The organism is Brevundimonas sp. 357 (genome assembly GCF_003938605.1).
Classification (GTDB): Bacteria; Pseudomonadota; Alphaproteobacteria; order Caulobacterales; family Caulobacteraceae; genus Brevundimonas.
Genome location: NZ_RHWX01000013.1, coordinates 33993 through 56715 on the forward strand (window position 1 = coordinate 33993; position 22723 = coordinate 56715).

Annotated in this window: 27 protein-coding genes and 1 other RNA gene; 18 read left to right on the top strand and 10 right to left on the bottom strand. The window is 67.7% G+C overall.

Features of this window, described 5'->3' with window-relative positions; all coding sequences use genetic code 11:
• Entirely contained in the window at window positions 1-657 is a 657-nt protein-coding gene (locus EGK63_RS12225; RefSeq protein WP_125901721.1) for a glutathione S-transferase, read from the bottom strand.
• A 27-nt stretch (window positions 658-684) separates the two neighbouring features.
• Entirely contained in the window at window positions 685-1005 is a 321-nt protein-coding gene (locus EGK63_RS12230) for a multidrug efflux SMR transporter (protein ID WP_125901722.1), read from the bottom strand.
• A gap of 216 nt (window positions 1006-1221) precedes the next feature.
• On the opposite strand from EGK63_RS12230, the gene purB reads away from it, so the two are divergent.
• From purB to EGK63_RS12255, 5 genes are all read left to right on the top strand, one after another.
• Entirely contained in the window at window positions 1222-2523 is a 1302-nt protein-coding gene (purB, locus tag EGK63_RS12235; protein WP_125901723.1) for an adenylosuccinate lyase, read from the top strand.
• Window positions 2524-2694: 171 nt separating this feature from the next.
• Entirely contained in the window at window positions 2695-3060 is a 366-nt protein-coding gene (locus EGK63_RS12240) for a hypothetical protein (RefSeq protein WP_125901724.1), read from the top strand.
• 116 nt (window positions 3061-3176) lie between these two features.
• Window positions 3177-3914, top strand: a complete 738-nt coding sequence (locus tag EGK63_RS12245) for a 2OG-Fe(II) oxygenase family protein (RefSeq protein ID WP_125901725.1) — start codon at window positions 3177-3179, stop codon at window positions 3912-3914.
• Entirely contained in the window at window positions 3911-4408 is a 498-nt protein-coding gene (locus EGK63_RS12250; RefSeq protein WP_125901726.1) for a DNA-deoxyinosine glycosylase, read from the top strand. Before EGK63_RS12245 ends, EGK63_RS12250 begins: the two co-directional genes overlap by 4 nt.
• Window positions 4409-4530: 122 nt before the next feature.
• Window positions 4531-5154 (top strand): fasciclin domain-containing protein, encoded by a 624-nt coding sequence (locus EGK63_RS12255; protein ID WP_125901727.1) that lies wholly within the window; start codon window positions 4531-4533, stop codon window positions 5152-5154.
• 150 nt (window positions 5155-5304) lie between these two features.
• Here EGK63_RS12255 and EGK63_RS12260 read toward each other — a convergent pair whose 3' ends face one another.
• Entirely contained in the window at window positions 5305-5628 is a 324-nt protein-coding gene (locus tag EGK63_RS12260) for a DUF1476 domain-containing protein (protein ID WP_125901728.1), read from the bottom strand.
• Between the two features lie 259 nt (window positions 5629-5887).
• Between EGK63_RS12260 and purC the strand changes: the two genes are divergently transcribed.
• The gene (purC, locus tag EGK63_RS12265) at window positions 5888-6646 is read left to right on the top strand and encodes a phosphoribosylaminoimidazolesuccinocarboxamide synthase (protein WP_003165779.1); all 759 of its coding nucleotides are present in this window, start codon (window positions 5888-5890) and stop codon (window positions 6644-6646) included.
• On the top strand, window positions 6646-6885 hold the full coding sequence (purS, locus tag EGK63_RS12270; RefSeq protein ID WP_125901729.1) for a phosphoribosylformylglycinamidine synthase subunit PurS: 240 nt from the start codon (window positions 6646-6648) through the stop codon (window positions 6883-6885). The genes purC and purS overlap by 1 nt, the downstream gene beginning before the upstream one ends.
• 64 nt (window positions 6886-6949) lie before the next feature.
• On the opposite strand, the gene EGK63_RS12275 is transcribed toward purS, so the two are convergent.
• Window positions 6950-8119, bottom strand: coding sequence for a cyclopropane-fatty-acyl-phospholipid synthase family protein (locus EGK63_RS12275; protein ID WP_125901730.1), 1170 nt, complete (start codon window positions 8117-8119; stop codon window positions 6950-6952).
• A 124-nt stretch (window positions 8120-8243) separates the two neighbouring features.
• On the opposite strand from EGK63_RS12275, the gene EGK63_RS12280 reads away from it, so the two are divergent.
• The 3 genes from EGK63_RS12280 (at window position 8244) to purQ (ending at window position 10771) form a co-directional block, all read left to right on the top strand.
• Window positions 8244-8726, top strand: a complete 483-nt coding sequence (locus tag EGK63_RS12280) for a YbhB/YbcL family Raf kinase inhibitor-like protein (protein ID WP_125901731.1) — start codon at window positions 8244-8246, stop codon at window positions 8724-8726.
• A 107-nt stretch (window positions 8727-8833) separates the two neighbouring features.
• Window positions 8834-10075 carry an MFS transporter gene (locus EGK63_RS12285; protein ID WP_243637679.1) on the top strand — a complete coding sequence of 414 codons (1242 nt, stop codon included), beginning with the start codon at window positions 8834-8836 and terminating at the stop codon, window positions 10073-10075.
• Window positions 10076-10108: 33 nt separating this feature from the next.
• The gene (gene purQ / locus EGK63_RS12290; RefSeq protein WP_003165784.1) at window positions 10109-10771 is read left to right on the top strand and encodes a phosphoribosylformylglycinamidine synthase subunit PurQ; all 663 of its coding nucleotides are present in this window, start codon (window positions 10109-10111) and stop codon (window positions 10769-10771) included.
• Here the strand turns inward: purQ and EGK63_RS12295 are convergent.
• Complete coding sequence (locus tag EGK63_RS12295; protein ID WP_243637680.1) at window positions 10768-11010, bottom strand: hypothetical protein; 243 nt, start codon at window positions 11008-11010, stop codon at window positions 10768-10770. The two genes, purQ and EGK63_RS12295, sit on opposite strands and share 4 nt — an antisense overlap.
• 112 nt (window positions 11011-11122) lie before the next feature.
• On the opposite strand from EGK63_RS12295, the gene EGK63_RS12300 reads away from it, so the two are divergent.
• From EGK63_RS12300 to EGK63_RS12315, 4 genes are read left to right on the top strand one after another with little or no spacing between them, the layout of a single operon-like run.
• Window positions 11123-11917 carry a hypothetical protein gene (locus EGK63_RS12300; protein WP_125901733.1) on the top strand — a complete coding sequence of 265 codons (795 nt, stop codon included), beginning with the start codon at window positions 11123-11125 and terminating at the stop codon, window positions 11915-11917.
• 41 nt (window positions 11918-11958) lie between these two features.
• The gene (purL, locus tag EGK63_RS12305) at window positions 11959-14169 is read left to right on the top strand and encodes a phosphoribosylformylglycinamidine synthase subunit PurL (protein WP_125901734.1); all 2211 of its coding nucleotides are present in this window, start codon (window positions 11959-11961) and stop codon (window positions 14167-14169) included.
• Entirely contained in the window at window positions 14169-14543 is a 375-nt protein-coding gene (locus EGK63_RS12310; protein WP_125901735.1) for an indole-3-glycerol-phosphate synthase, read from the top strand. The genes purL and EGK63_RS12310 overlap by 1 nt, the downstream gene beginning before the upstream one ends.
• Before the next feature lie 18 nt (window positions 14544-14561).
• Entirely contained in the window at window positions 14562-15659 is a 1098-nt protein-coding gene (locus EGK63_RS12315) for a glycosyltransferase family 4 protein (RefSeq protein ID WP_243637687.1), read from the top strand.
• On the opposite strand, the gene EGK63_RS12320 is transcribed toward EGK63_RS12315, so the two are convergent.
• The 5 genes from EGK63_RS12320 to EGK63_RS12340 all read right to left on the bottom strand — a co-directional run bounded on the left by EGK63_RS12320 (window position 15634) and on the right by EGK63_RS12340 (window position 18090).
• Window positions 15634-16455, bottom strand: a complete 822-nt coding sequence (locus EGK63_RS12320) for a TIGR00282 family metallophosphoesterase (protein WP_125901736.1) — start codon at window positions 16453-16455, stop codon at window positions 15634-15636. The genes EGK63_RS12315 and EGK63_RS12320 overlap by 26 nt on opposite strands.
• Complete coding sequence (locus tag EGK63_RS12325; protein WP_125901737.1) at window positions 16452-16997, bottom strand: 5-formyltetrahydrofolate cyclo-ligase; 546 nt, start codon at window positions 16995-16997, stop codon at window positions 16452-16454. Before EGK63_RS12325 ends, EGK63_RS12320 begins: the two co-directional genes overlap by 4 nt.
• Window positions 16998-17219: 222 nt before the next feature.
• Window positions 17220-17380: non-coding RNA, 6S RNA (ssrS, locus tag EGK63_RS12330), on the bottom strand.
• A gap of 93 nt (window positions 17381-17473) precedes the next feature.
• On the bottom strand, window positions 17474-17815 hold the full coding sequence (locus EGK63_RS12335) for a cell division protein ZapA (protein ID WP_125901738.1): 342 nt from the start codon (window positions 17813-17815) through the stop codon (window positions 17474-17476).
• Window positions 17815-18090, bottom strand: coding sequence for a hypothetical protein (locus tag EGK63_RS12340; RefSeq protein ID WP_125901739.1), 276 nt, complete (start codon window positions 18088-18090; stop codon window positions 17815-17817). Before EGK63_RS12340 ends, EGK63_RS12335 begins: the two co-directional genes overlap by 1 nt.
• A gap of 126 nt (window positions 18091-18216) precedes the next feature.
• Between EGK63_RS12340 and tkt the strand changes: the two genes are divergently transcribed.
• The 4 genes from tkt to purT are packed head-to-tail and all read left to right on the top strand — an operon-like array spanning window position 18217 to window position 22631.
• Window positions 18217-20199: a transketolase gene (gene tkt, locus EGK63_RS12345; protein ID WP_125901740.1), complete on the top strand. Its 1983-nt coding sequence runs from the start codon at window positions 18217-18219 to the stop codon at window positions 20197-20199.
• A 5-nt stretch (window positions 20200-20204) separates the two neighbouring features.
• A complete protein-coding gene (locus EGK63_RS12350; RefSeq protein ID WP_125901741.1) occupies window positions 20205-21047 on the top strand; it encodes an alpha/beta hydrolase in 843 nt (280 codons plus the stop codon).
• Window positions 21044-21433, top strand: a complete 390-nt coding sequence (locus EGK63_RS12355) for a VOC family protein (RefSeq protein ID WP_125901742.1) — start codon at window positions 21044-21046, stop codon at window positions 21431-21433. Before EGK63_RS12350 ends, EGK63_RS12355 begins: the two co-directional genes overlap by 4 nt.
• Window positions 21434-21437: 4 nt before the next feature.
• Window positions 21438-22631: a formate-dependent phosphoribosylglycinamide formyltransferase gene (purT, locus tag EGK63_RS12360; protein ID WP_125901743.1), complete on the top strand. Its 1194-nt coding sequence runs from the start codon at window positions 21438-21440 to the stop codon at window positions 22629-22631.
• Window positions 22632-22723: the final 92 nt, after the last annotated feature.

The window sequence follows — 22723 nt, forward strand, 5'->3', positions numbered from 1 at the left end:
TTAATCAACGTTAGATGACAGCGCCGCCGCCTCCCACTCGCGGAAGTGCGGCTGGGTCAGAAGGGCGGCGACATAGGCGGCGGCTGTCCCGTCGTCGCCGTGGGCCGACAGGTCGATCTGGAAATGGCGCACCCGCGCCGCCACGGGCGTGAAGAAGGCGTCGGCGATCGACCAGTCGCCGAACAGCCACGGCCCGCCCGCGCCGAAGCGTTCGCGTATCTGCGTCCACAGCACGACCAGACGCGCCAGGTCGCGGTCCAGCCCCGGATCGGACGGCGCCGGGCTGCGCGCATCCCCCGCCATCGCATGATCCGGCCCCATGCCGCACAGGTCGCGCAGGGCGTGGAAGCCGGAGTGCATCTCGGCCGTCGCCGAACGGGCCAGGGCGCGCGCGATCGGATCGACCGGCCACAGATGCGCCTCGGGATAGCGTTCGGCCGCCCATTCGCTGATGGACAGGGTGTCCCAGATCGTCTCGCCCTCGACCTTCAGCAGCGGCACGAAACCCGAGGGCGACAGGCGCCGCAGTTCAGCCTTTTCAGCCTCGGAGCGATACCAGACCTCGCGCGTGTCGAAGACGGCGCCTGCGCGCCTCAACACCAGCCACGGCCGCAGGGACCAGGTGGAGAAGAGGCGCGGTCCGACGATCAGTTCCATGGCGAAGCTCCGAGGCTGTCGCCGTGATTAATGGCTGGAGGCGAGCTTCAGCACAACCAGGCCGCTGACGATCAGCACGGCGCCGATGACGCGCATCGGCGTAATAGGCTCGCCCAGCACGGCGATGCCGACGACGAAGGCGCCGACGGCGCCGATGCCGGTCCAGATCACATAGGCGGTGCCCAGCGGCAACGTCTTCATCGAGATCGACAACAGGCCGAAGCTGATGATCATGAAACCGATGGTGCCGATGGTCGGCCAGGGCTTGGTGAAGCCCTCGGAGGCCTTCATCAGGAAGGCCCAGACGATCTCGAACAGACCGGCGAGAAGAAGGAAAATCCAGGCCATGACGTGCTCCTTGCATGGCATGCCGGGTCGTCCCAGCGTCATGCCCACTGATGGGAGAGGTCGTCCTCTGAGCGCGCCCTATTTGGGACAGGAGCGCGGCAAGTCAAGGTTTCGACACGCCGCGCCGTCGATCCGGTCGCCGGTGATGCCCAAAAGCCTCCATTCCCGCACGGCGAACCTTGACTCATGGCCCCTCGCGCACGACACGACCGGTCCATGATCACGCGCTATTCCCGCCCCGACGCCGTCGCCATCTGGTCGCAAGAGACCAAGTACAAGATCTGGTTCGAGATCGAGGCCCACGCCGCCACCAAGATGGCCGAGCTGGGCGTGATACCCAGGGAATCGGCCGAGGCCATCTGGGCCAAGGGCAAGGACGCGACCTTCGACGCCGACCGCATCGACGAGATCGAGCGCACCACCAAGCACGACGTCATCGCCTTCCTGACCCACGTCGCCGAAATCGTCGGCGAGGAAGCCCGCTTCCTGCACCAGGGCATGACCTCTTCGGACGTGCTGGACACCTGTTTCGCGGTGCAGCTGGCGCGCTCGACCGACCTGCTGCTGGGCGGCGTCGATCGCGTTCTGGCCGCGCTGGAGACCCGCGCCAAGGAGCACAAATACACCCCGACCGTAGGCCGCTCGCACGGCATCCACGCCGAGCCCGTCACCTTCGGCCTGAAGCTGGCCGGCTATCACGCCGAATTCCAGCGCGCCAAGCGCCGCCTGATCACGGCGCGTGAAGAAATCGCCACCTGCGCCATCTCGGGCGCCGTAGGCACCTTCGCCAACGTCGATCCGGCCGTCGAGCAATACGTCGCCGACCAGATGGGCCTCAGCGTCGAGCCGGTCTCGACCCAGGTGATCCCGCGCGACCGCCACGCCGCCTATTTCGCCGCCCTGGGCGTCGTCGCCTCCTCGGTCGAGCGCCTGGCCGTCGAGATCCGCCACCTTCAGCGCACCGAGGTCCTCGAAGCCGAGGAGTTCTTCGACAAGGGCCAGAAAGGCTCGTCGGCCATGCCGCACAAGCGCAACCCGATCCTGACCGAGAACCTGACCGGTCTGGCCCGTCTGGTCCGTTCGGCCGTGACCCCGGCGATGGAGAACGTCGCCCTGTGGCACGAACGGGACATCAGCCACTCCTCGGTCGAACGCGGCATCGGTCCGGACGCCACCATCCACCTGGACTTCGCCCTGCATCGTCTGGCGGGCGTGATCGAACGCCTGAACGTCTATCCCGAGAACATGCAGAAGAATCTCGACCGCCTGGGCGGCCTGGTCTTCTCGCAGCGGGTCATGCTGGCCCTGACCCAGGCGGGCGTCTCGCGCGAGGACGCCTATGCGGCGGTGCAGGAGAACGCCATGAAGGTCTGGCGCGGCGAGGGCGCCTTCATCGACTTCCTGAAGGCCGATCCGCGCGTCACCCTGCCCCACGATCAGCTCGAGTCCCTGTTCGACCTCGGCTACCACACCAAGAACGTCGACGTGATCTTCGCTCGGGTCTTCGGCGAGAGCTGACATCCGAACGGAATCCGTTCCTCATGGGAGGTGCTGCAATGCGCCTCCTTTTCTCAAATCCCGCCTCAGCTTCACCTCAAAATTGGAGCCGCCTGTCCGCTTCCTTACTGGTCGCCTTCCAAATCTCATCTAGACTAACCCCTTAGGCTGCCCATGCTTTCGGAATTTGACATGCTTCTGGTGTTTGCGTTTCTGATCATGGCGTCGCAAATCGACGACACTGCTCCCGCCTTGACCCCGCGCCTAACCGATCCCTCTCGAGTCATGGACTGCATGGCGCCCCTTGGCGGCGAAACGATCGATCGACGCGTCGAAGTTCAATGCAAGGTTGACAACCGCGGGCGGCCTAAAGACTGCTTCGTCAATGCGCCTGATCTGCCGCCGAAACAGCGTACGGCCGCAATATGCCTTGCCCGCGCCTATACGGTTGAAGCCAATGACGGCTCCAACAACGCCGGCCGCTTAGTCACCATCCCGATTCATCTCAGGATGAACACCGTCCCGCCTCCGCCTGGCTTCAAACCACCGGGCTTCTGAGGCCGAACACGCCTTCAGCTAAACAAGGGTCCGGAGAGTTGCCCCGCTCATAGCCACGTCGCGCCTGCTACCCTAAGAGAGAATACCGGCGTGATCCCACGCCCCGGAGCGCCTGCATGAAGTCCCAGCCGACCCTTCGCCTGAACCCCGTACTCGACGTTCAGAAGTATGCGGAGATTTATGCGCGTGACGGTCTGGTGCAGATTCCGAACGTCTTCGAGCAGCCGACAGCGGAGCTGATCACCGAGATCATGGAGACGTCGCTGCCCTGGTCCTTGACCTTCCTGGGCGAGAACGGCCGCCCGGTCAAAATCTCCATGGACGCCCTGCAGGACGCCGGCGCGGACATCAAGAGTCAGATAGCCGCCCTCATCCAGCGCAGCGGCCAGCAGTACGGCTTCATCTACTTCAACTTCGGAATGGTGTCGGCCTACAACAGCGGCCAACCGCGAGCCAACCACCCGATCCATCCGGTAACGGGCTTTCTGATGGGCGAGGAATTCGCCGCCTTCGGGCGTCAGCTGACCGGCGACGATTCCATCCGCTGGGCGGATTCCCAGGCGACCCTGTACCGCCCCAACGACTTTCTGGGCCTGCACGACGACAGCGCCAGCGGCGAGGTCCAGCGGGTCGCCGCCTATACTCTGGGCTTCACCTCGCGGTGGCGCTCCGACTGGGGCGGCCAGACCCTGTTCCATGACCCCGAGACCGGCGATGTCACGCGCGGGCTGATCCCGCGCTGGAACACCCTGACGCTGTTCCGCGTCCCCCAGCTCCATTCCGTCGCGCCCGTCGCGCCCTATGCGCAGAGCGCGCGGCTCTCCATCGTAGGCTGGTTCCGGCGCGACCATTGACGACCGCCCGCCGGATAGGCTTCCCCCCCGTCGTCGATGAGCGCACCCGCCTGCTGATCCTCGGCAGCCTGCCCGGCGACGCCTCGCTGAGGGCGGCGCAGTATTACGCCCATCCGCGCAACGCCTTCTGGCGGCTAATCGGGGCGGTGATCGGGGCGGATCTGATCCCCGTGCCCTATGAGGCGCGGCTGGAGACCCTGCGGACCCACGGCGTGGGGCTCTGGGACGTGATCGCGTCAGCTGAGCGGCGGGGCAGCCTGGACGCAGCCATCCGCAACCCTCAGGTCGCCGACTTGATCGCCCTGACGAACCGACTTCCGGCCTTGCGCGCCGTGGCTTTCAACGGAGGAAAGGCGGCGCGCGCCGGGCGACGCATGCTGGAAGGCGCCACAACGGCCGAGTTGATCGACCTGCCCTCCTCCAGCCCCGCCCACGCGCGTCCGTTCGAGGAAAAGCTGGGCCGATGGTCCGTCCTGAACGCCTGTCTGGATTGACCGGCGAAGCCGCCCGTTCACGGGCCGCGCCGGAAAATTTGACGCCCGCCGCATCCTTTTTCGGGTCTGAGCCGTAATCCCCTCCGACGCGGGCGCCGCCCGTTCACCGAAGGAGAGAAGCCATGACGACCTATCGCACCGCCGCGTTTGCGGCTGCTTCGACCGTCGCCCTGCTGGCGCTGGCCGCCTGCGGTCAAAACGACGCCAAGAAGGAGCCCGCCCCCGTCGAGACCCCGGCCCCGTCAGCAGCCCCCGCCACGACCGAGCCGATGGTCGGCGGCGTGGCCATGAACCCGTCCGACAATATCGTCGCCAACGCCGCCAAGGCTCCGAACCTGACCACCCTGGTCAGCGCGATCCAGACCGCCGGCCTGACGGAGCGCCTGCAGGGCGCCGGCCCCTTCACTGTCTTCGCGCCCGACAACGCCGCCTTCGAGAAAATTCCCGCCGCCACGCGCGAGGGCTGGATGCAGCCGGCCCAGAAGGCGGCGCTGACCAAGCTGTTGACCTATCACGTCGTGCCCGGCCGCCTGACGGCCGCCGACATCGCCGCCCAGGCCCAGGCCAACGGCGGAACCGCCACCCTGACCACGGTCCAGGGCGAGAAGCTGACGGTCAAGGACGCCGGCGGCGGTCAGTGGCGGATCACCGACGCCAAGGGCGGAACCTCGACCATCACCCAGGCCGACGTGGCCCAGTCGAACGGGGTGGTTCACATCGTCGACACGGTGCTGATGCCGAAATAGGACATCGGATCGAACCGACCGGCCGCGGGCGCGTTGTTCGGATGCGCCCCGGCGCCTCCGGTCGCTCCCGTTTCCCCGGCGGGAGGCAGATCGAAGAAGGGCCGCAACCGGCGACGGTTGCGGCCCTTGTGTCATTCGATTGCGATGCGATTATTCGCCGGCGCGGATCTGTTCGCGCGCGATCGAGGCCAGTTCGTCCATCTTGGAGCGCAGCTCGCCCTCGGACACCGTCATGCCCGAAGCCTTGAAGTCGCCGGCCACCTTGCGGAAGACGTCTTCCTCGCCCGGCTGTTCGAAGTCGGCGCGGACCACGGCGGCGGCGTATTGCTCGGCGCTCTCAGGCGACAGGCCCATCTTCTCGGCAGCCCACAGGCCCAGCATCTTGTTGCGACGCGCGATGGCCTTGAATTCCTGTTCCTGATCGAGGGCGTATTTGGCCTCAAAGGCCTGTTCCCGATCGTCGAAGGTCGTCATGCGCGTCGTAACTCCAGCCACGGACGAGTCTTGTCCGCAAACGGCTCTATGGCCCCCGGCGCGACCGAACGCAACCAGACTTCGGTCTCGTATGCTGACGCAGGGTCGCTTCAGGATATTTGTGTCACAGACGCCCTTCGGCTAAAGGGCGCGTGGTTCTATATAGCCGCCGTCGATTCAGGAACCGCGCCGCCCCGACCTTCGGGCCGCGCGTTTTTCGTTTTGAGGCCGTCCGTTTCCTTCCCCCCGGGGCCCGAAGATGAACACCAAGCGCAAGAAGCTCTACGAGGGCAAGGCTAAGATCCTGTACGAGGGGCCCGAGCCGGGCACGCTGATCCAGTACTTCAAGGACGACGCGACCGCCTTCAACGCGCAGAAGAAGGCGACCCTGGAAGGCAAGGGCGTCATCAACAACCGCATCAGCGAATTCATCATGTCGCGCCTGAACTCGATCGGCGTGACCAACCACTTCATCAAGCGCCTGAACCTGCGCGAGCAGCTGATCCGCGAAGTCGAGATCATTCCGCTGGAAGTCGTCTGCCGCAACGTCGTCGCCGGCTCGCTGGCCCAGCGTCTGGGTCAGGAAGAGGGCACGCCCCTGCCCCGTTCGATCATCGAATTCTACTACAAGAAGGATGAGCTGAACGACCCGATGGTGACCGAAGAGCACATCACCGCGTTCAACTGGGCCACGACGCAGGAGCTGGACGACATCCTGGCCATGACGGTGCGGGTGAACGACTATCTGTGCGGCATGTTCGGCGCTGTCGGCATCACCCTGGTGGACTTCAAGATCGAGTTCGGCCGCGTGTGGGAGAACGACTTCGCCCGCGTCATCCTGGCCGACGAAATCAGCCCCGACTCGTGCCGCCTGTGGGATTCGACCACGGGCGAGAAGCTGGACAAGGACCGCTTCCGCCGCGACATGGGCGACGTCATCGAAAGCTACACCGAGGTGGCCCGCCGCCTCGGCATCATGAAGGACATGCCGACCGTGATTCAGGGAGGGCTGCATTAATGGCCAAGGTTAAAGTTCACGTCTTCCTCAAGCCCGGCGTCCTGGACGTCCAGGGCAAGGCCGTCGAAGGCGCCCTGCAGGGTCTGGGCTGGAACGGCGTCTCGGGCGCCCGCGTCGGCAAGCTGATCGAGTTCGACCTCGACGACGCCGTCGCCGACAAGGAGGCCGAGGTCAAGCGCATGTGCGAGACCCTGCTGGCCAATACGGTCATCGAAAGCTACCGGATCGAAATCGCCTGAGGGCGATGACGGATCAGACGATCAGGGCCGCTCGGAAGAGCGGCCTTTTTCTATGCCCGCCGACCTAGCCGCACAGGTAATCCCGGCTCAGCGGCGCGGCCGTTTGCTTCTTCGTCAGCTGCAGTTGGAACACCATGTGGCCCAGCTCGCGGAAGGCGACCTCGCTGGCGGCGAGGTAGAACTCCCACATCCGGCAGAAGCGCTCGTCATACATGGCCAGAGCCTCGCCGCGCCGGGCCAGAAACCGCTCGCGCCAATGCCGCAGCGTCTCGGCGTAGTGCAGACGCAGCACCTCCATGTCCGTGACCCACAGGCCCGCGCGTTCGATGGCGGGCAACACCTCGGACAGGGCCGGGATATAGCCGCCGGGGAAGATGTATTTGCGCACCCACGGCTGGGTGCGGTTGGGCGGCGACTTGCGGCCGATGGAATGGATCACCGCCACCCCGTCATCGTCCAGCAGCCGAGCGACCGTGTCGAAATACTCCTGATAGTTCGGCACGCCGACGTGCTCGAACATCCCCACCGATATGATGCGGTCGAAGGTCTGATCCAGGTCGCGATAGTCCTGAAGCCGGAAATCGGCCCGGTCGGCGACGCCCAGCGCCGTCGCCCGTTCATTGGCCGTGCGATGCTGTTCGGTGGACAGGGTGACGCCGGTCACGCGCGCCCCGCGCTCGACCATCGACAGGCCCAGCCCGCCCCAGCCGGCGCCGATGTCCAGGGCGCTGTGCCCCGGCTCCAGCAGCAGCTTGTCGATCAGGCGGCGCTTCTTGGCGACCTGGGCCTGTTCCAGACTGGCGTCCGGCGTCTCGAAGAAGGCGCAGGAATATTGCAGGTCTTCGTCCAGGAACAGGCGGTAGAAATCGACCGTCAGATCGTAGTGGTGGTGGACGTTGCTGCGCGCGTGCAGCCGGTCGTTGGCCTGCTCCGCCCCGCGCTTGATCCGCTGCATCCAGGTCAGCATAGGCGAGCGCGGCCGAAGCGCCAGTTGCGAGGTCGTCAGTTGCAGGAAGTCATAGATGCTTCCGCCCTCGATCCGGAACGTCCCGTCCATGAAGGCTTCGCCCAGGGCCAGATCAGGATTGGCGGCGATGGCGACGGCGGTCTTCATGTCCGTCAGCACGGCCGTCAGTTCCGGTTCGCCCGGCCCCGCCGTCAGCTCACGCCCGTCCGGAAGCCGCACCCGGATCGACCGCGTCTGAAAGGTTCGGTCCAACAGGGCTTGCAGCATCCCGTTCCTCCGCTCATCAAGACAGCTTGACCTTAGCTAGGGACAGAATGTCGCGACGCAACGCCCGTGGCGAGTCTTCCGTTAGTTTGGGCATCCGAATCCGCCGTCAAAGGAAGAGCGCGCCATGAGCTTCACCGTCACATCGACCGACTTTTCCGACGGAGGCGTCCTGCCCGACGCCCAGGTCAAGGCGCTGGGAAACACCTCGCCGCAACTGTCGTGGTCCGGCGCGCCCGAAGGGACCAGGAGCTTCGCCGTCAGCTGCTATGATCCCGACGCCCCGACCGGCTCGGGCTTCTGGCACTGGACGGTCGCCAACATTCCAGCCGATGTCGCCGAACTGGCCGCCGGCGCGGGGGCCGTGGGCGGGGCGAACCTGCCCAAAGGCGCCGTCCAGGGGCGCACCGACTATGGCGAGGCCGGCTTCGGCGGCGCCGCCCCGCCGCCCGGCCACGGCCCGCACCGCTACATCTTCACCATCTTCGCCGTGGATGTGGAACGGCTGGACGTGACGGAAGACAACTCGGGCGCGGTCTTCGGCTTCAACCTGCACTTCCACACCCTGGCCAAGGCGTCGATCACGGCGACCTACGAGAACCGGGGCTGACCAGCCGACACAAAGCGTGATGACCGCTTCGACGCCGCCCCGGTTGATGCCGTGGGCGGCGTCCTTATTTTGCAGCGCAACCTCCCCTTGCTGCATCGCGACAATCCATGGCCCCTGCCGACGCCCCCTGCCTCGACGATCCGCGCTGCGCCGCGTCCATCCGAGACGAGCGCGTGGCCGAACCGGGCAAGGCGGCGCTGGTGCTGCTGGCGCTGGCCATGGGCGGCTTCGCCATCGGCGTGACCGAATTCGCCGCCATGAGCGTCCTGCCCGACTTCGCGGCGGGCCTAGGCGTCAGCGAACCGACGGCGGGCCATGTCATCAGCGCCTATGCCGCCGGGGTGGTCGTCGGGGCGCCGATCCTGGCCGTGCTCGGCGCACGCCTGCCGCGCTGGCTGCTGCTGATCGGCTTCATGGCCCTATTCGCCGTCGGCAATGCGCTGAGCGCCATCGCCCCCACCTATGAGTGGATGCTGGTCTTCCGCTTCCTCAGCGGCATTCCGCACGGCGCCTATTTCGGCGTGGCGGCCCTGGTCGCGGCGTCGCTGGTGCCGCTGCGGCTCCGAACCCGCGCCGTCTCGACCGTCCTGCTGGGCCTGACGGTCGCCACGGTGATCGGAGTGCCGGTCGCCAACGCCGTCAGCCACTCCTTCGGCTGGCGCTGGACCTTCGCCATCGTCAGCGTGCTGGCGGTGCTGACCATGGCCCTGGTCGCCCTGTTCGCGCCGCGCGACCCGGCCCATCCCGACGCCAGCCCCTGGCGCGAGCTGGGCGCCCTGAAGCGCGGCCAGGTCTGGCTGACGCTGGGCGTCGGCGCCGTCGGCTTCGGCGGCATGTTCGCGGTCTACGCCTATCTGGCCTCGACGCTGAAGGCGGTGACGGGCGTGGGACCGGAAGTCCTGCCCTGGGTCTTCGCCCTGTTCGGCTTGGGGATGGTGGCGGGCAATCTGCTGGGCGCCTGGGCCGCCGACCGCTTCGGCATGATCGCGGCGGGCGGCCTGTTGCTGTGGAGCGCGGCGGCCCTGGCCCTCTACCCCTTCGCCGCGCCGCACCTGTGGGCCGTGATGATCGTGGTGGTGCTGATCGGCGGCGGCGGCGGGCTGGGTTCGGTGCTGCAGACCCGGCTGATGGACGTGGCCGGCGACGCCCAGACCCTGGCCGCCGCCCTGAATCACTCAGCCTTCAACACGGCCAACGCCATCGGCCCCCTGCTGGCGGGCATGGCCGTGGCCGCGGGCTGGGGCTGGACCTCGACCGGCTGGGTCGGGGTGGCGCTGTCGCTGGGCGGTTTCGCCGTCTGGGTCGTCGCCTGGACGACGGGGCGCAAGGCGCAACAAAGCGACGCCTGACATTCGTCCCGAAGGGTGCTAGGAGGCCCGGCCATGAGCGCAGCCGTCATTGTATTCCCCGGTTCCAACTGCGATCGCGACTGCAAGGTCGCCGTCGAACGTTCCACTGGCGAGCAGGTCCAGATGGTCTGGCACGCCGAGACCGAACTGCCCAAGGGCCTCGACCTGATCGTGTTGCCGGGCGGCTTCTCCTACGGCGACTATCTGCGCTGCGGCGCGATGGCGGCGCAGGCCCCGATCATGCAGGCGGTCAAGAAGGCCGCTGACGACGGCGTCACCGTGGTCGGCATCTGCAACGGCTTCCAGGTGCTGTGCGAAGCCGGAATGCTGCCGGGCGCCCTGATGCGCAACAGCAGCCTGAAATACATCTGCAAGCCGATCAGCATCACCGTCGCCAACGGCCAGACGCGCTTCACCTCGGGCTATCAGGGCCAGCGCGAAATCATCATGACCCAGGGCAACGCCGACGGTAACTACTTCGCCGACGAAGAGACCCTGAAGCGCATCGAGGGCGAGGGCCAGGTGGTCTTCCGCTACGTCGACAACCCCAACGGCTCGGTCGGCGACATCGCCGGCCTGCAGAATGAACGCGGCAACGTCCTGGGCATGATGCCCCACCCGGACCGCGCGTTCGAAGCCGAACTGGGCAGCGCCGACGGCGCGATCCTGTTCCAGAGCATCTACGCGGCCGCCTAGATTTCCTTGCGGTCCAGGACGCTGGCGCTGCGTCCGGCGTCGCCGACCTCAACCTGTTCCTCGACCGGTTCGCCGTCCTCATCAACGGCGCGCTCCAACGTGCCTTCGGCGCCGGATTCGTGGATGGCCGCCAGTTCGCGGGCGCCGACGCCCAGGCCCCGCTCCAGGGCGCGGTTGGTTTTGACTTCTTCCTCGAGCGTCTGCTCGATCGGTTCGGGCGCGTCGTTCGGATCAGGCATGGCGGCCTCCTTCTCGGTCTGCCTCAAAGCAAGGCGAAAAGCCTTGCGCAGGTTCCCTTGAACCTTCTTCGACGCGGCGCGTAGATACGGCGAAGCTGAGCTGGAGAGACGCATGACCGCCATCGAACGCCCCACCCCCGCCCAGCAGACGCGCCGCCTGGCCGTGCTGGCCGCCGCCGTCTTCGCCGTCATCGTTCCCGTCGTTCAGGCCCTGGGCGGTTTCGGCCTGAGCCAGGCGGAGTTCGCCGCCGACGGAAACCAGACGTTGCGGGTGGCCGGCTACGCCTTTTCGATCTGGAGCCTGCTCTATCTGGGCCTCCTCATCTACGCCGGACGTCAGGCCCTGCCCCAGACGGGCGAAAGCGTGCTGATCAACCGCATGGGCTGGCCGTCGGTCGTCGCCTTCTTCGGCATCGGCTTCTGGATCGTCATGGCGGCGCTGAACCTCAAAGCGGCCAGCGTCGTCGTCATCCTGGCCTCGCTCCTCGCCCTGCTGCTGCCGATGCTGGCGAGCGCGCGCACAATCCGCGCGACCGGGGCGATGGAGCGGGACCGCTGGTTCCTGATCTGGCCGCTGGCGGCGCTGGCGGGGTGGTTGACCGTGGCCGCGCCGCTGAACCTGATCACCGTAGCGACGGCGTTCGAGGCCTTGCCCGCCGCCCTGTCGCCGACCGGCTGGGCCGTGCTGGCCGTGGTCGCGACCACCCTGGTCGGGATCGGCGTGACCTGGGCCCTGCGGACCCTGGCCTATCCCCTGCCCATCGCCTGGGGTCTGGTGGGGGCCTTCGTGGCCGAGCAGGAGGTCAAGCCGGTGCTGGCTTTCACGGCCCTGGCGGCGGCCTTTGCCCTGGTGGTGGCGGGGGTCATCATCGTCTTCGGTTTGAGACGCGGCGTCGAACGCCGGTGACGGGCTGACAGACGCCCCAGAGACGGCTAGAAGGCCCGCCCATGAGCGCGCCCCAAAAGACCATCGCCCAGCTGGCCGAAGAGTACGGCCTCGCCCCCAATGAATATCAAGTCCTGCTGGACCGGCTGGGCCGCGAGCCCAATCAGGTCGAGCTGGGCGTCTTCTCGGTCATGTGGTCCGAGCACTGCTCCTACAAGTCGTCGAAGAAGCAGCTGATGAAATTCCCGGTCACGGGCGAGCGCGTCATCTGCGGCCCCGGCGAGAACGCGGGCGTGATCGACATCGACGACGGCGACGCCTGCATCTTCAAGATGGAGAGCCACAACCACCCCTCCTACATCGAACCCTATCAGGGCGCGGCGACGGGCGTGGGCGGCATCATGCGCGACGTCTTCACCATGGGCGCGCGCCCGGTGGCCCTGCTGAACGCCCTGCGCTTCGGCGATCCGTCGCACGAGAAGTCCAAGCGTCTGGTCAAGGGCGTGGTCTCGGGCATCGGCGGCTACGGCAACTGCGTCGGCGTGCCGACCGTCTCGGGCGAGACGAACTTCCACAAGGGCTACAACGGCAACATCCTGGTCAACGCCATGTGCGTCGGCCTGGCCCGCGCCGATGAGATCTATTATTCGGCCGCGCCGGAAGCGGGCCACGACGTGGTCTATTTCGGCTCCAAGACCGGCCGCGACGGCATCCACGGCGCCACCATGTCCTCGGCCGAGTTCGACGACGAGTCGGACGCCAAGCGCCCGACGGTGCAGGTCGGCGACCCCTTCGCCGAAAAGCTGCTGATCGAGGCCACGCTGGAGCTGATGGCCTCGGGCGCCGTGGCCGCCATTCAGGACATGGGCGCGGCGGGTCTGACCTCTTCGTCCGTCGAGATGGCGGGCAAGGGCGGCGTCGGCGTCGAACTGGACCTCGACAAGGTGCCCCAGCGCGAAACCGGCATGACCGCCTATGAGATGATGCTGTCGGAAAGCCAGGAGCGCATGCTGGCCGTGCTGAAGCCCGGCTATGAAGACGTCGGCTACCGCATCTTCCAGAAGTGGGGTCTGGACTTCGCCATCATCGGCAAGACCACCAACACCGGCCATCTGGTGCTGAAGCACCACGGCGATGTGGTCTGCGACGTGCCGCTGGCCCCGCTGTTCGACGATGCGCCCCTGTACGACCGTCCGTGGATCCAGCCGGAACTGCAGCCGCGCCTCGACCCGGCGGAAGTCCCCGCGCCCGAAAGCTGGAACGACGCGGTGCTGAAGGTCGTCGCCTGCCCCGACATGGCCTCCAAGCGCTGGATCTGGGAGCAGTACGACCGCCACGTCATGGCCGACACGCTTCAGGACAGCTCGACCGGCGCCGACGCGGGCGTGATCCGCGTCCACGGCACGGAAAAGGGTCTGGCCATCACCTCGGACTGCACCCCGCGCTATGTCCAGGCCGACCCCTATGAAGGCGGCAAGCAGGCCGTGGCCGAAGCGTGGCGCAACCTGACCGCCGTCGGCTCGCGTCCCATCGCCATCACCGACAACCTGAACTTCGGCAACCCGCAGCGGCCCGAGATTATGGGCCAGATCGTGCGCGCCACCGACGGCATGGCCGAGGCCTGCCGCGAGCTGGACTTCCCGGTCGTGAGCGGCAACGTCAGCCTGTATAACGAGACCAACGGCGTCGCCATTCCGCCGACGCCGACCGTCGGCGCCGTGGGCCTGCTGACCAACTATGACGTGACCACCGGCTTCGGCGGCGCGGCCGAGGGCGACCAGCTGGTGCTGATCGGCCAGACGCACGGCGAACTGGGCGCCTCCATCTACCTGCGCGAAGTTCTGGGCCGCGAGGACGGCGCCCCGCCGCCGGTTGATCTGAAGCTGGAGCGCAAGACCGGCGACTTCGTGCGCGGCCTGATCGAGGCGGGCGAGCTGACGGTCGTCCACGACCTGTCGGACGGCGGCCTGGTCGGCGCGGCGGCGGACATCGCCCTGGCCTCGGACGTCGGGGTCGAGCTGAACGCCTCCAGCGCCGCCCACGCCCACGCCTTCCTGTTCGGCGAGGACCAGGCCCGCTATCTGGTCGCCGTGGCGGACGCGGACGCCCTGATCGCCAAGGCCACCGAGGCCGGGCTGCACGCCTCGGTCGTGGGTCTGGTCAAGGGGACGGATTTCGCCTCCTCGGGTCCGAAGGGCGAGCTGTTCCGCATCCCCGTCGCCCATGTGCGTGAGTTCCACGAAGGCTGGATGCCGAACTGGATCGAAGGCTGATGCGCGGCGCCGCCCTCATCCTCGTCGTCGCGGGCGCCGCCCTGCTGTCGGCCTGCGAATTCGAGGGCGGCGATCCCGTCCAGCACGCCCTGCGCGACGCGGCCGCCGCCCGTCAGGCCGCCGCGCTGAAGACCACCGAGGAAGAAGAGCTCCAGGCGATCCGTCGCCCGACCGCCTCCGGCCCGGCTCTGCATGAGCCGGACGAACTGTCGCGCCTGATCGCTGCTCGTCGTCAGGCGGTGCAAGAGACGCGCACGGCGTTGGCCGCCATCGCCGACCCTGCGCTGAAAGCCCAGCTGACCGAAGACCTGAAGGCTGAAGAAGCCAGCCTGCGCGCGCTGGAAGCCCGCGCCGCCGCCAGAGCTTCCAACTAACCGGAGACACGCAGGGTGATGAGAACCGCCGTCGTCATGCCTGTCGGCGCGCGCTTCGACCTGCACCAGCCGAACTCGATGGAGACGGTGGCGCGCACCCTGGCGCGGGCGGACAAGGGCGAGGTCCGCGTCTTCTGCTGTGAAGGCGCCCAGGATCACGGCGACCTGCCGGTGCAGACCCTGCCCGCGGCGAACCGGCTGAAAGCCCTGCGTCAGGCGCTGGCCGACTATCGCCCCGATGTGATCGAGTTCCACCAGCAGACGCAGCAGGCCGTCGCCCTGGGCCCGCATTTCCGAGACGCAGCGATCACCCTGTATCGCCACAACGCCGTGAAGCCGCCGCGCCATGTCATCGACCGCTGGCGCTATGAGCGGCGCTATGACCGCATGGACGGACTGATCTTCGTCAGCGAGGCGGCGCGCCTGGACTTCCTGAAGGACTTTCCCCGACTGGAGGCCAAGGCGCTCGCCGTGCCCAACCCCATCGACGTGGACCTGTGGCGCGCGTCGGTCGAGGTGCGCGAGCCGCTGATCGCCTTCGCCGGACGGGCCATGCCGGAAAAGGGCGTGGACCTGATCTGCGCCGCCCTGCCCGCCGTGCTGGAGCGCCATCCTGACTGGCGCGCCGTGCTGATGCTGAACGACTGGGACCGGCATGCGGACTGGGCCGCGCCCCATGTGGCGCCGCTGGAGCGGTTCGGCGACCGGGTCCAGGTGCTGAAGTCGGCGCCGCTGGCGCAGGTGCGAGCCGAGATGCAGCGGGCGGCCATCGCCCTGACCCCCTCGGTCTGGGCCGAGCCTCTGGGCCTGACGGCGCTGGAGGCTCATGCGGCGGGGGCGGCGCTGATCTCATCCGGTCGCGGCGGCCTGCGCGAGGCCAGCGGGCCGCACGCCGTCTATGTCGATGATCTGACGGGTGAGGGCCTGGGCGAGGCCATCGACAGTCTGATCATCGATCCCGCGCGTCGCCTGACTCTGGCCCGCGCGGCGCAAGCCTATGTGAGCGAGACCCACACGCCCGAACACCGCGCCGCCCAGTTGCACGACCTGCGCGAACGTCTGGTCCGGGCCAAGCGTCGCCAAGCCGGCGTCAGACCTGCGGGATCGCCTGGCTGAGGCGGCCGCCGACGCGGATCGGCTCGACCCGCTTGGCCAGGCCGGTGCGGTCGTCGGTCTCGACAAAGACGCCGCAGATGGTCGCCGGGCCGCTGGCGGGGGTGTAGCGCCCGCCCGACAGACGGGTGGTGAAGCGCCGCAGCGGCTCTTCCTTGTCATTGCCGATGACGGAGTCGTAGTCGCAGCAGCCGCCGGCGTCGGTCTGATAGGCCGTGCCGTGGGGCAGTATCTGCGCGTCCGCCGTGGGGACATGGGTGTGGGTGCCGACCACCAGACTGGCGCGACCGTCGCAGAAGTGGCCCATGCCCATCTTCTCGCTGGTGGCCTCGGCGTGCATGTCGACGATGACGGCGTCGGCGACGACGCCCAGAGGCGCGGCCTCCAGCTCGCGCTCCACCGCGCTGAAGGGATCGTCCATCGGATCCATGTGGACGCGGCCCAGGACGTTGATGACCAGCACCCGACGGCCGTCCGGCGTGACGAAGACGTCGGCGCCGCGCCCCGGCGCGTCCATCAGGCGCGGATAGTTGGCCGGACGGATCAGGCGCGGTTCGCGCACGATGTAGGTCAGGGCCTCGCGCTGGTCCCAGCTGTGATTGCCCAACGTCAGGACGTCGGCCCCGGCGTTGAAGATGTCGTTGGCCGTGTTCTCGGTGATGCCGAAACCGCCCGCCGCGTTCTCGGCGTTGACCACCACGAAGTCGAGCCTGAGGTCGCGCCTCAGCCCCGGAAGATGATCCGAAAGTCCATCGCGCCCGGACTTGCCGACCACGTCACCGAAAAACGCCAATCTCATGGGAAGGCTCTATAGCCGGTCTCGGTCAAAACGCCATGCAGGCGGATGTCGTGCGGCTCCAGAGCGAGGCGATCGACCGCCTGCCCCGCATAGGCGAAGCCGACCCGATGCGCGTCGGGCAGCGCCGCGAAGGTCCGGTCGTAGTAGCCGCCCCCCTGCCCCAGCCGCCCGCCGTGGGCGTCGAAGGCCAGCAGGGGCGTCACGATCAGGTCCGGCCGCACCACCTCGCCCAGCGGCAGGGGCGCGGGGCATCCGGCGGCGTCCAGCTCCAGCGGCTCGCCCGGCGTCCAGGCGCGGAAGATCATGGCCGCGTCGCGCTCCAGCACCACCGGCAGGCACAGACGGCGTCCCGACTGGTGCAGGACATTGGCCAGGGCGTCAGTGTCCAGCTCCGACCCCATGGCGCGATACAGGGCGACGATGGCGCCGCTGGGCAAGGCGTCGGCATGGCCCGCCGCGCGCTCGGCGGCTTCGGGATCGGTCTCGGTCAGACGCTTTCGCAAGGCGCGCATGGCGGCCCGGAGTTCGTGCTTGGGGGTCATCGCCGCTCGGCCCTTCGCCAAATTCCACCGACAGGCCGAGCGCGTCGCCCAACTCGATCCTCGGGTCAAGCCCGAGGATGACGGCGGGAGAAGGAACGATTGGGGAAATGCTCGCCAACTGTGCAAGGAGCCAGCGACCGCGTCGCCAGCGTAGCGCACCCAGACGCGCTCAAGCAGCGCGCCGCCGCGCGGCGAGCGATAGCGCACTAAAGAAGAAGGGTTGGCGGCGCCGCGTGAGCCGTGAAGAACGTTTAAATCCTCTCGACCTGGGTAGCCAGGTGGGCTCCGTATGCCCAGGCCCTCGAGCCCGGACAGGGACAGATCCCTATGAGTGAATTAAGGTCAGAAGGATATGTTGTCTTCGACGTGAGCCGCAGCATGACCCGCCGCTGCGCAAGATAGGCGTTCGGACGAGTTTCAACAATGGCGAAGCGCGCCTTTCTCCCTCTCCGCTTCGGGAAGATAGAGGCGACGCCCTACATCGTCTGGACGATCTTCTCGATGCGGGCGGCCACGGCGTTCAGGGCCTCGGCCACGCCGTCGCTGACCGGGACGGGCGTCGTAACGGCCGCCGTCGCCGCCTTGGCGCGACCCGAGTTCTGGACCGCCGCCTGGCGCTTCGCTTCTCCAAGCTCATCGGCCAGCATCAAAGCGGCCATCAGGAACAGGCGCACGTCGCCGACCTGGCCGACCTGATCGGCCACGCCCTGCACCCGTTCGTTGAACTGGGCCGCCAGGTCGCGCACCCGCGCCTCCTGACCGTCCGCGCAGCCTACCGCATAGGGGCGGCCGTGGACCTCTACCGTCACCGTCGCCATCAGTTCGCCTCCTGCTCGGTTTGAGCCTGCTGCTGCGCCAGCACCTCGCGCACGGCGTCGGCCGCGCGGGCCAGGGCCTGGGCGGTTTCCTGACCGGCCGTCTCCAGCTCGGCGATGCGGGCCAGGTCGGCCGCGTTCGAGGGGCGCGGCGCGAACAGGTCGTCGTCCGCGATGGGCGGCGCCGAGGCGGGCCTCGCCTTCAGCTCCAGCACCTTGCGCTCCAGATCGGCTAACGCCCGATCGATCCGCGCCTTTGCAGCCGTAACGGCGTCCATGATGGTCCTTTCTTCCAGATTCCGTGTAGAACCTGCCGGCGCGCCGGGGTAAAGCGGCGCCGCCCCCGCTTTATCCTGTTCCTGAGGAAAGGTCTCGCCGTGACCGACGCCCCCCATGCTTCTGCTATGGCTGCATTCGCCAAGCCTTCGCCCAAGCAGATGGCCGACGCCATCCGGGTGCTGTCCATGGATGCGGTCGAAAAGGCCAAGAGCGGCCACCCCGGCATGCCGATGGGCATGGCCGACGTCGCCACCGTGCTTTACTCGAAATTCCTGAAGTTCGACGCCAGCCGTCCCGACTGGGCCGACCGCGACCGCTTCATCCTGTCGGCCGGCCACGGCTCGATGCTGATCTACAGCCTGCTGCACCTGACGGGCTACAAGGACGCCACCAAGGAACAACTGGAAAACTTCCGCCAGTGGGGCTTCAAGACCGCCGGCCACCCCGAATACGGCCACATGACGGGGATCGAGACCACGACCGGCCCGCTGGGTCAGGGTCTGGCCACCTCGGTCGGCTTCGCCCTGGCGGAGCGCCATCTGGCGGCGCGCTTCGGCAAGGATCTGGTCGATCACCGCACCTGGGTCGTCGCCGGCGACGGCTGCCTGATGGAAGGCGTGTCGCAGGAGGCCATCGCCCTGGCCGGCCGTCTGAAGCTGAACAAGCTGTGCGTCCTGTGGGACGACAACGAAATCACCATCGACGGCAAGGTGTCGCTGTCGGACGCCACGGACCAACTGACGCGCTTCAAGGCCTCGGGCTGGGCGGTCAAGGCCATCGACGGCCATGACTACAGGCAGATCCAGAAGGCCCTGGCCTGGGCGACCAAGCAGGACAAGCCGACGCTGATCGCGTGCAAGACCAAGATCGGCAAGGGCGCCGCCACCATGGAAGGCAGCCACAAGACCCATGGCGCGGCCCTAGGCGCCACCGAGATCGCGGCGACCCGTCAGGCGCTGAACTGGCCCTTCGCGCCCTTCGAGCTGCCCGAAGGCGTGCAGAAGGCCTGGGCCAAGGTCGGCAAGCAAGGCGGCAAGGCCCGCAAGGCCTGGGAAGGCCGTCTGCTGAACCACGCCCAGCGCGACGACTTCACCCGCGCCATGGCCGGCGACCTGCCCACCGGCGCCTTCGAGGCGCTGGACGCCAAGCTGAAGCAACTGGTCGTCGACAAGCCCGCCCTGGCCACGCGCCAGTCCTCGGGCGAGGCGCTGGAGACGGTGTTCAACGCCATCCCCGAAATGGTCGGCGGCTCGGCCGACCTGACCGGCTCGAACAACACCTTCGTCAAGAACACCCAGATCATGGACGCGCCGGATTACGCCGGTCGTTACCTGAACTACGGCATCCGCGAGTTCGGCATGGCCGCGGCGATGAACGGTCTGGCGCTGCACGGCGGGGTCATCCCCTACGGCGGCACCTTCATGGCGTTCGCGGACTACAGCCGTCCGGCGATCCGTCTGGGCGCCCTGATGGGCGTGCGCGCGATCCACGTCCTGACGCACGACAGCATCGGTCTGGGCGAAGACGGCCCGACGCACCAGCCGGTCGAGCATCTGGCGGCCCTGCGCGCCATTCCGAACCTGCTGACCATGCGCCCCGCCGACACGGTCGAGGCGCTGGAGTGCTGGCAGGTCGCCCTGCAGCACAAGACCACGCCGACCGCCATGTGCCTGTCGCGTCAGAAGACCCCGGCCGTGCGCGTGACCGACGCCGGGGAGAACCTGTCCCGCAAGGGCGCCTATGAGCTGAAGGCCGCCAACGGCGCGGCGAAGGTCACCCTGTTCGGCACCGGCACCGAGGTCGCTTTGGCCCTGAAGGCCGCCGAGACGCTGGAGGCCGAAGGCGTGCCCACCCGCGTGGTGTCGGTCCCCTGCTTCGCCCTGTTCGAGCAGCAGCCCAAGGCCTATCAGGACGCCGTCATCGGCCGCGGCACCGTCCGCGTCGCCGTCGAGGCCGCCATCAAGCAGGGCTGGGAACGCTTCATCGGCGAGGACGGCGGCTTCGTCGGCATGTCGTCCTTCGGCGCCTCGGCCCCGGCCGAAATCCTCTACCGCGAGTTCGGCATCACCGCCGAGGCCGTGGTCGAGGCCGCCAAGGCGCGGCTGTAAACGCCATGCGCCGCCTCGCCCTCGTCCTGAGCTTCGGCTTGTCGATGGCGGGCGGCGCGCCTGCCTTCGCCGAGACAACCGCCCCCATGGCGGTCGAGACGCCCGTTGTCATCGGCCAGTCCTACGCCCTGCCCTCCGCCGGCATGAACCAGACGCGCGAGATCAACGTCTGGCTGCCGCCCGGCTACGCGCAAAGCCATCAGACCTATCCCGTCCTCTACGTCCTCGACGGCGGACAGGATCAGGACTTTCACCACATCTCGGGCATCGCCCAGCTGGGAACCATTGTCGGCACGACGCGCGACGTCATCGTCGTGGGCATCGCTTCGATGGATCGTCGCAACGAGTTGGCCCTGCCGACCGACGACGCCGAACTGATCGCCCGCTATCCGACACAGGGGCAGTCCGACCGCTTCCGCCGCTTCATCGCCGAAGAGGCCATGCCCTTTATCGACGTCCGCTATCGCACCAGCGGCGAGACGGCCCTGATGGGCGAGTCCCTGGCGGGCCTGTTCGTGGTCGAGACCTTCCTGAAGGAACCGCAGATGTTCGACGCCTATGTCGCGGTCAGCCCCAGCCTGTGGTGGGACGGCGGCAAGCTGGCGCGGCAGTCCGGCGCGCATCTGCGCGACCACTCCAACGACCCGCGCACCCTGATCCTGACGCTGGGCGACGAGGGCGAGATGATGCAGGCGCCGATGGACGTGCTGACCGCGAACCTGCGCGATCACGCCCTGCCCAGCGTCACCTGGGACTTCACCCCGCGCCCGAACGAGAGCCACGCCACCATCTATCACGGCGCCGCGCTGGACGCCTTCCGCCGCCTTTATGCGGTCCCTGCACAATGAGCCACCTCGGCGCCGTCAGCCTGCTGGTCCGCGACTATGACGAGGCCATCGCCTTCTACGTCGGCAAGCTGGGCTTCGACCTCAGCGAAGACACCGACATGGGCGACGGTAAACGCTGGGTCCGCGTCACGCCGAAAGGCGGCCAGACCTCGCTGCTGCTGGCCCGCGCCGCGACACCCCAGCAGGTCGCCCGGATCGGCGATCAGGCCGGCGGCCGCGTCTGGCTGTTCCTCTACACCGACGACCTGATGCGCGATCACGTCGCCTGGCTGGAGGCCGGCGTCGTCTTTCGCGAAACGCCCCGTCACGAGGCCTATGGCAAGGTGGTGGTCTTCGAAGACCTCTACGGCAACGCCTGGGATCTGATCGAACCTGCTGGAGCCTGACGCCATGAAGATCGGCACGCCGCTTACCGACCACGCCACGCGCGTCATGCTGCTGGGCTCGGGCGAGCTGGGCAAGGAGGTGGCCATCGAGCTGCAACGCCTCGGCGCCGAGGTGATCGCGGTCGATCGTTACGCCAACGCCCCCGCCATGCAGGTGGCGCACCGCAGCCACGTCATTCCCATGACCGATCCTCAGGTGCTGAACGGGATCATCATGGCCGAGGCCCCGCACATCATCGTGCCGGAGATCGAGGCCATCGCCACCGACGCCCTGGCGGCGATCGAGGCGGCGGGTCTGGCCCGCGTCATCCCCACCGCCCGCGCCACCCAGCTGACCATGAACCGCGAAGGCATCCGCCGTCTGGCCGCCGAAGAGCTGGGCCTGCCGACCAGCCCCTACGCCTTCGCCAGCTCGGCCGAGGAACTGGCGGCGGGGGCCGAGGTCGTGGGCTTCCCCTGCTTCGTCAAGCCGGTGATGTCGTCATCGGGCAAGGGCCAGTCCTATGTCGAAGGACCTGAGGGCGTGGCCGACGCCTGGGCCTATGCCGAGGCGTCAGGGCGGGTCGCAGGCGGCGTCGTCATCGTCGAGGGCAAGATCGACTTCGACTATGAGATCACCCTGCTGACGGTGCGGTCGTTGCGCGACGGCGTGGTCCGTACCGACTTCTGCGCCCCCATCGGCCATCGCCAGCAGAAGGGCGACTATGTCGAAAGCTGGCAGCCGCAGATCATGAGCGAGGCCGCGCTGAAAGCGGCGCAGGCCATCGCGGGCAAGGTCACGGACGTCTTGGGCGGCCTCGGCGTCTTCGGCGTCGAACTGTTCGTGAAGGGCGACGAGGTCTGGTTCTCGGAGGTGTCGCCGCGTCCGCATGATACGGGCCTGGTGACGCTGGCGACGCAGGTCATGAGCGAGTTCGCCCTGCACGCCCGCGCCATCCTGGGCCTGCCCGTAGACGTGACCTTGCGCGAGCCCGGCGCCAGCGCCGTCATCTACGGCGGCATGGAGGCCGAGGGCGTAGTGTTCGAGGGCGTAGCCGAGGCCCTGTCGGTCCCGACCGCCGACCTGCGCCTGTTCGGCAAGCCCCAAGCCTTCGAGCGCCGTCGCATGGGCGTGGCCCTGGCGCGCGGCGCCGACACGGACGAAGCGCGTGCGCGCGCGACCGAAGCGGCGGGCAAGGTGCGGGTGGTCGCTCCGTAATCCTTCTCCCGCAAGGGGAGAAGGACCGGCCAAGCTTCTTCGACTTTTGTCGATTGGCGCCGGACGCGATTAGGGTCCAAAAAAGGCGAAAG

What these genes read in the sequence shown, in the direction of transcription:
- EGK63_RS12275 (WP_125901730.1), bottom strand. Translation starts at nt 8,119, where the DNA reads ATGCTGCAAGCCCTGTTGGACCGAACCTTTCAGACGCGGTCGATCCGG.
- EGK63_RS12280 (WP_125901731.1), top strand. Translation starts at nt 8,244, where the DNA reads ATGAGCTTCACCGTCACATCGACCGACTTTTCCGACGGAGGCGTCCTG.
- purL (WP_125901734.1), top strand. Translation starts at nt 11,959, where the DNA reads ATGAGCGCGCCCCAAAAGACCATCGCCCAGCTGGCCGAAGAGTACGGC.
- EGK63_RS12350 (WP_125901741.1), top strand. Translation starts at nt 20,205, where the DNA reads ATGCGCCGCCTCGCCCTCGTCCTGAGCTTCGGCTTGTCGATGGCGGGC.
- purT (WP_125901743.1), top strand. Translation starts at nt 21,438, where the DNA reads ATGAAGATCGGCACGCCGCTTACCGACCACGCCACGCGCGTCATGCTG.
- purC (WP_003165779.1), top strand. Translation starts at nt 5,888, where the DNA reads ATGAACACCAAGCGCAAGAAGCTCTACGAGGGCAAGGCTAAGATCCTG.
- purB (WP_125901723.1), top strand. Translation starts at nt 1,222, where the DNA reads ATGATCACGCGCTATTCCCGCCCCGACGCCGTCGCCATCTGGTCGCAA.
- EGK63_RS12240 (WP_125901724.1), top strand. Translation starts at nt 2,695, where the DNA reads ATGCTTCTGGTGTTTGCGTTTCTGATCATGGCGTCGCAAATCGACGAC.
- EGK63_RS12230 (WP_125901722.1), bottom strand. Translation starts at nt 1,005, where the DNA reads ATGGCCTGGATTTTCCTTCTTCTCGCCGGTCTGTTCGAGATCGTCTGG.
- purQ (WP_003165784.1), top strand. Translation starts at nt 10,109, where the DNA reads ATGAGCGCAGCCGTCATTGTATTCCCCGGTTCCAACTGCGATCGCGAC.
- EGK63_RS12320 (WP_125901736.1), bottom strand. Translation starts at nt 16,455, where the DNA reads ATGAGATTGGCGTTTTTCGGTGACGTGGTCGGCAAGTCCGGGCGCGAT.
- EGK63_RS12255 (WP_125901727.1), top strand. Translation starts at nt 4,531, where the DNA reads ATGACGACCTATCGCACCGCCGCGTTTGCGGCTGCTTCGACCGTCGCC.
- EGK63_RS12245 (WP_125901725.1), top strand. Translation starts at nt 3,177, where the DNA reads ATGAAGTCCCAGCCGACCCTTCGCCTGAACCCCGTACTCGACGTTCAG.
- EGK63_RS12340 (WP_125901739.1), bottom strand. Translation starts at nt 18,090, where the DNA reads ATGGACGCCGTTACGGCTGCAAAGGCGCGGATCGATCGGGCGTTAGCC.
- EGK63_RS12295 (WP_243637680.1), bottom strand. Translation starts at nt 11,010, where the DNA reads ATGCCTGATCCGAACGACGCGCCCGAACCGATCGAGCAGACGCTCGAG.
- EGK63_RS12355 (WP_125901742.1), top strand. Translation starts at nt 21,044, where the DNA reads ATGAGCCACCTCGGCGCCGTCAGCCTGCTGGTCCGCGACTATGACGAG.
- EGK63_RS12335 (WP_125901738.1), bottom strand. Translation starts at nt 17,815, where the DNA reads ATGGCGACGGTGACGGTAGAGGTCCACGGCCGCCCCTATGCGGTAGGC.
- EGK63_RS12315 (WP_243637687.1), top strand. Translation starts at nt 14,562, where the DNA reads ATGAGAACCGCCGTCGTCATGCCTGTCGGCGCGCGCTTCGACCTGCAC.
- EGK63_RS12225 (WP_125901721.1), bottom strand. Translation starts at nt 657, where the DNA reads ATGGAACTGATCGTCGGACCGCGCCTCTTCTCCACCTGGTCCCTGCGG.
- tkt (WP_125901740.1), top strand. Translation starts at nt 18,217, where the DNA reads ATGGCTGCATTCGCCAAGCCTTCGCCCAAGCAGATGGCCGACGCCATC.
- EGK63_RS12300 (WP_125901733.1), top strand. Translation starts at nt 11,123, where the DNA reads ATGACCGCCATCGAACGCCCCACCCCCGCCCAGCAGACGCGCCGCCTG.
- EGK63_RS12285 (WP_243637679.1), top strand. Translation starts at nt 8,834, where the DNA reads ATGGCCCCTGCCGACGCCCCCTGCCTCGACGATCCGCGCTGCGCCGCG.
- purS (WP_125901729.1), top strand. Translation starts at nt 6,646, where the DNA reads ATGGCCAAGGTTAAAGTTCACGTCTTCCTCAAGCCCGGCGTCCTGGAC.
- EGK63_RS12310 (WP_125901735.1), top strand. Translation starts at nt 14,169, where the DNA reads ATGCGCGGCGCCGCCCTCATCCTCGTCGTCGCGGGCGCCGCCCTGCTG.
- EGK63_RS12325 (WP_125901737.1), bottom strand. Translation starts at nt 16,997, where the DNA reads ATGACCCCCAAGCACGAACTCCGGGCCGCCATGCGCGCCTTGCGAAAG.
- EGK63_RS12260 (WP_125901728.1), bottom strand. Translation starts at nt 5,628, where the DNA reads ATGACGACCTTCGACGATCGGGAACAGGCCTTTGAGGCCAAATACGCC.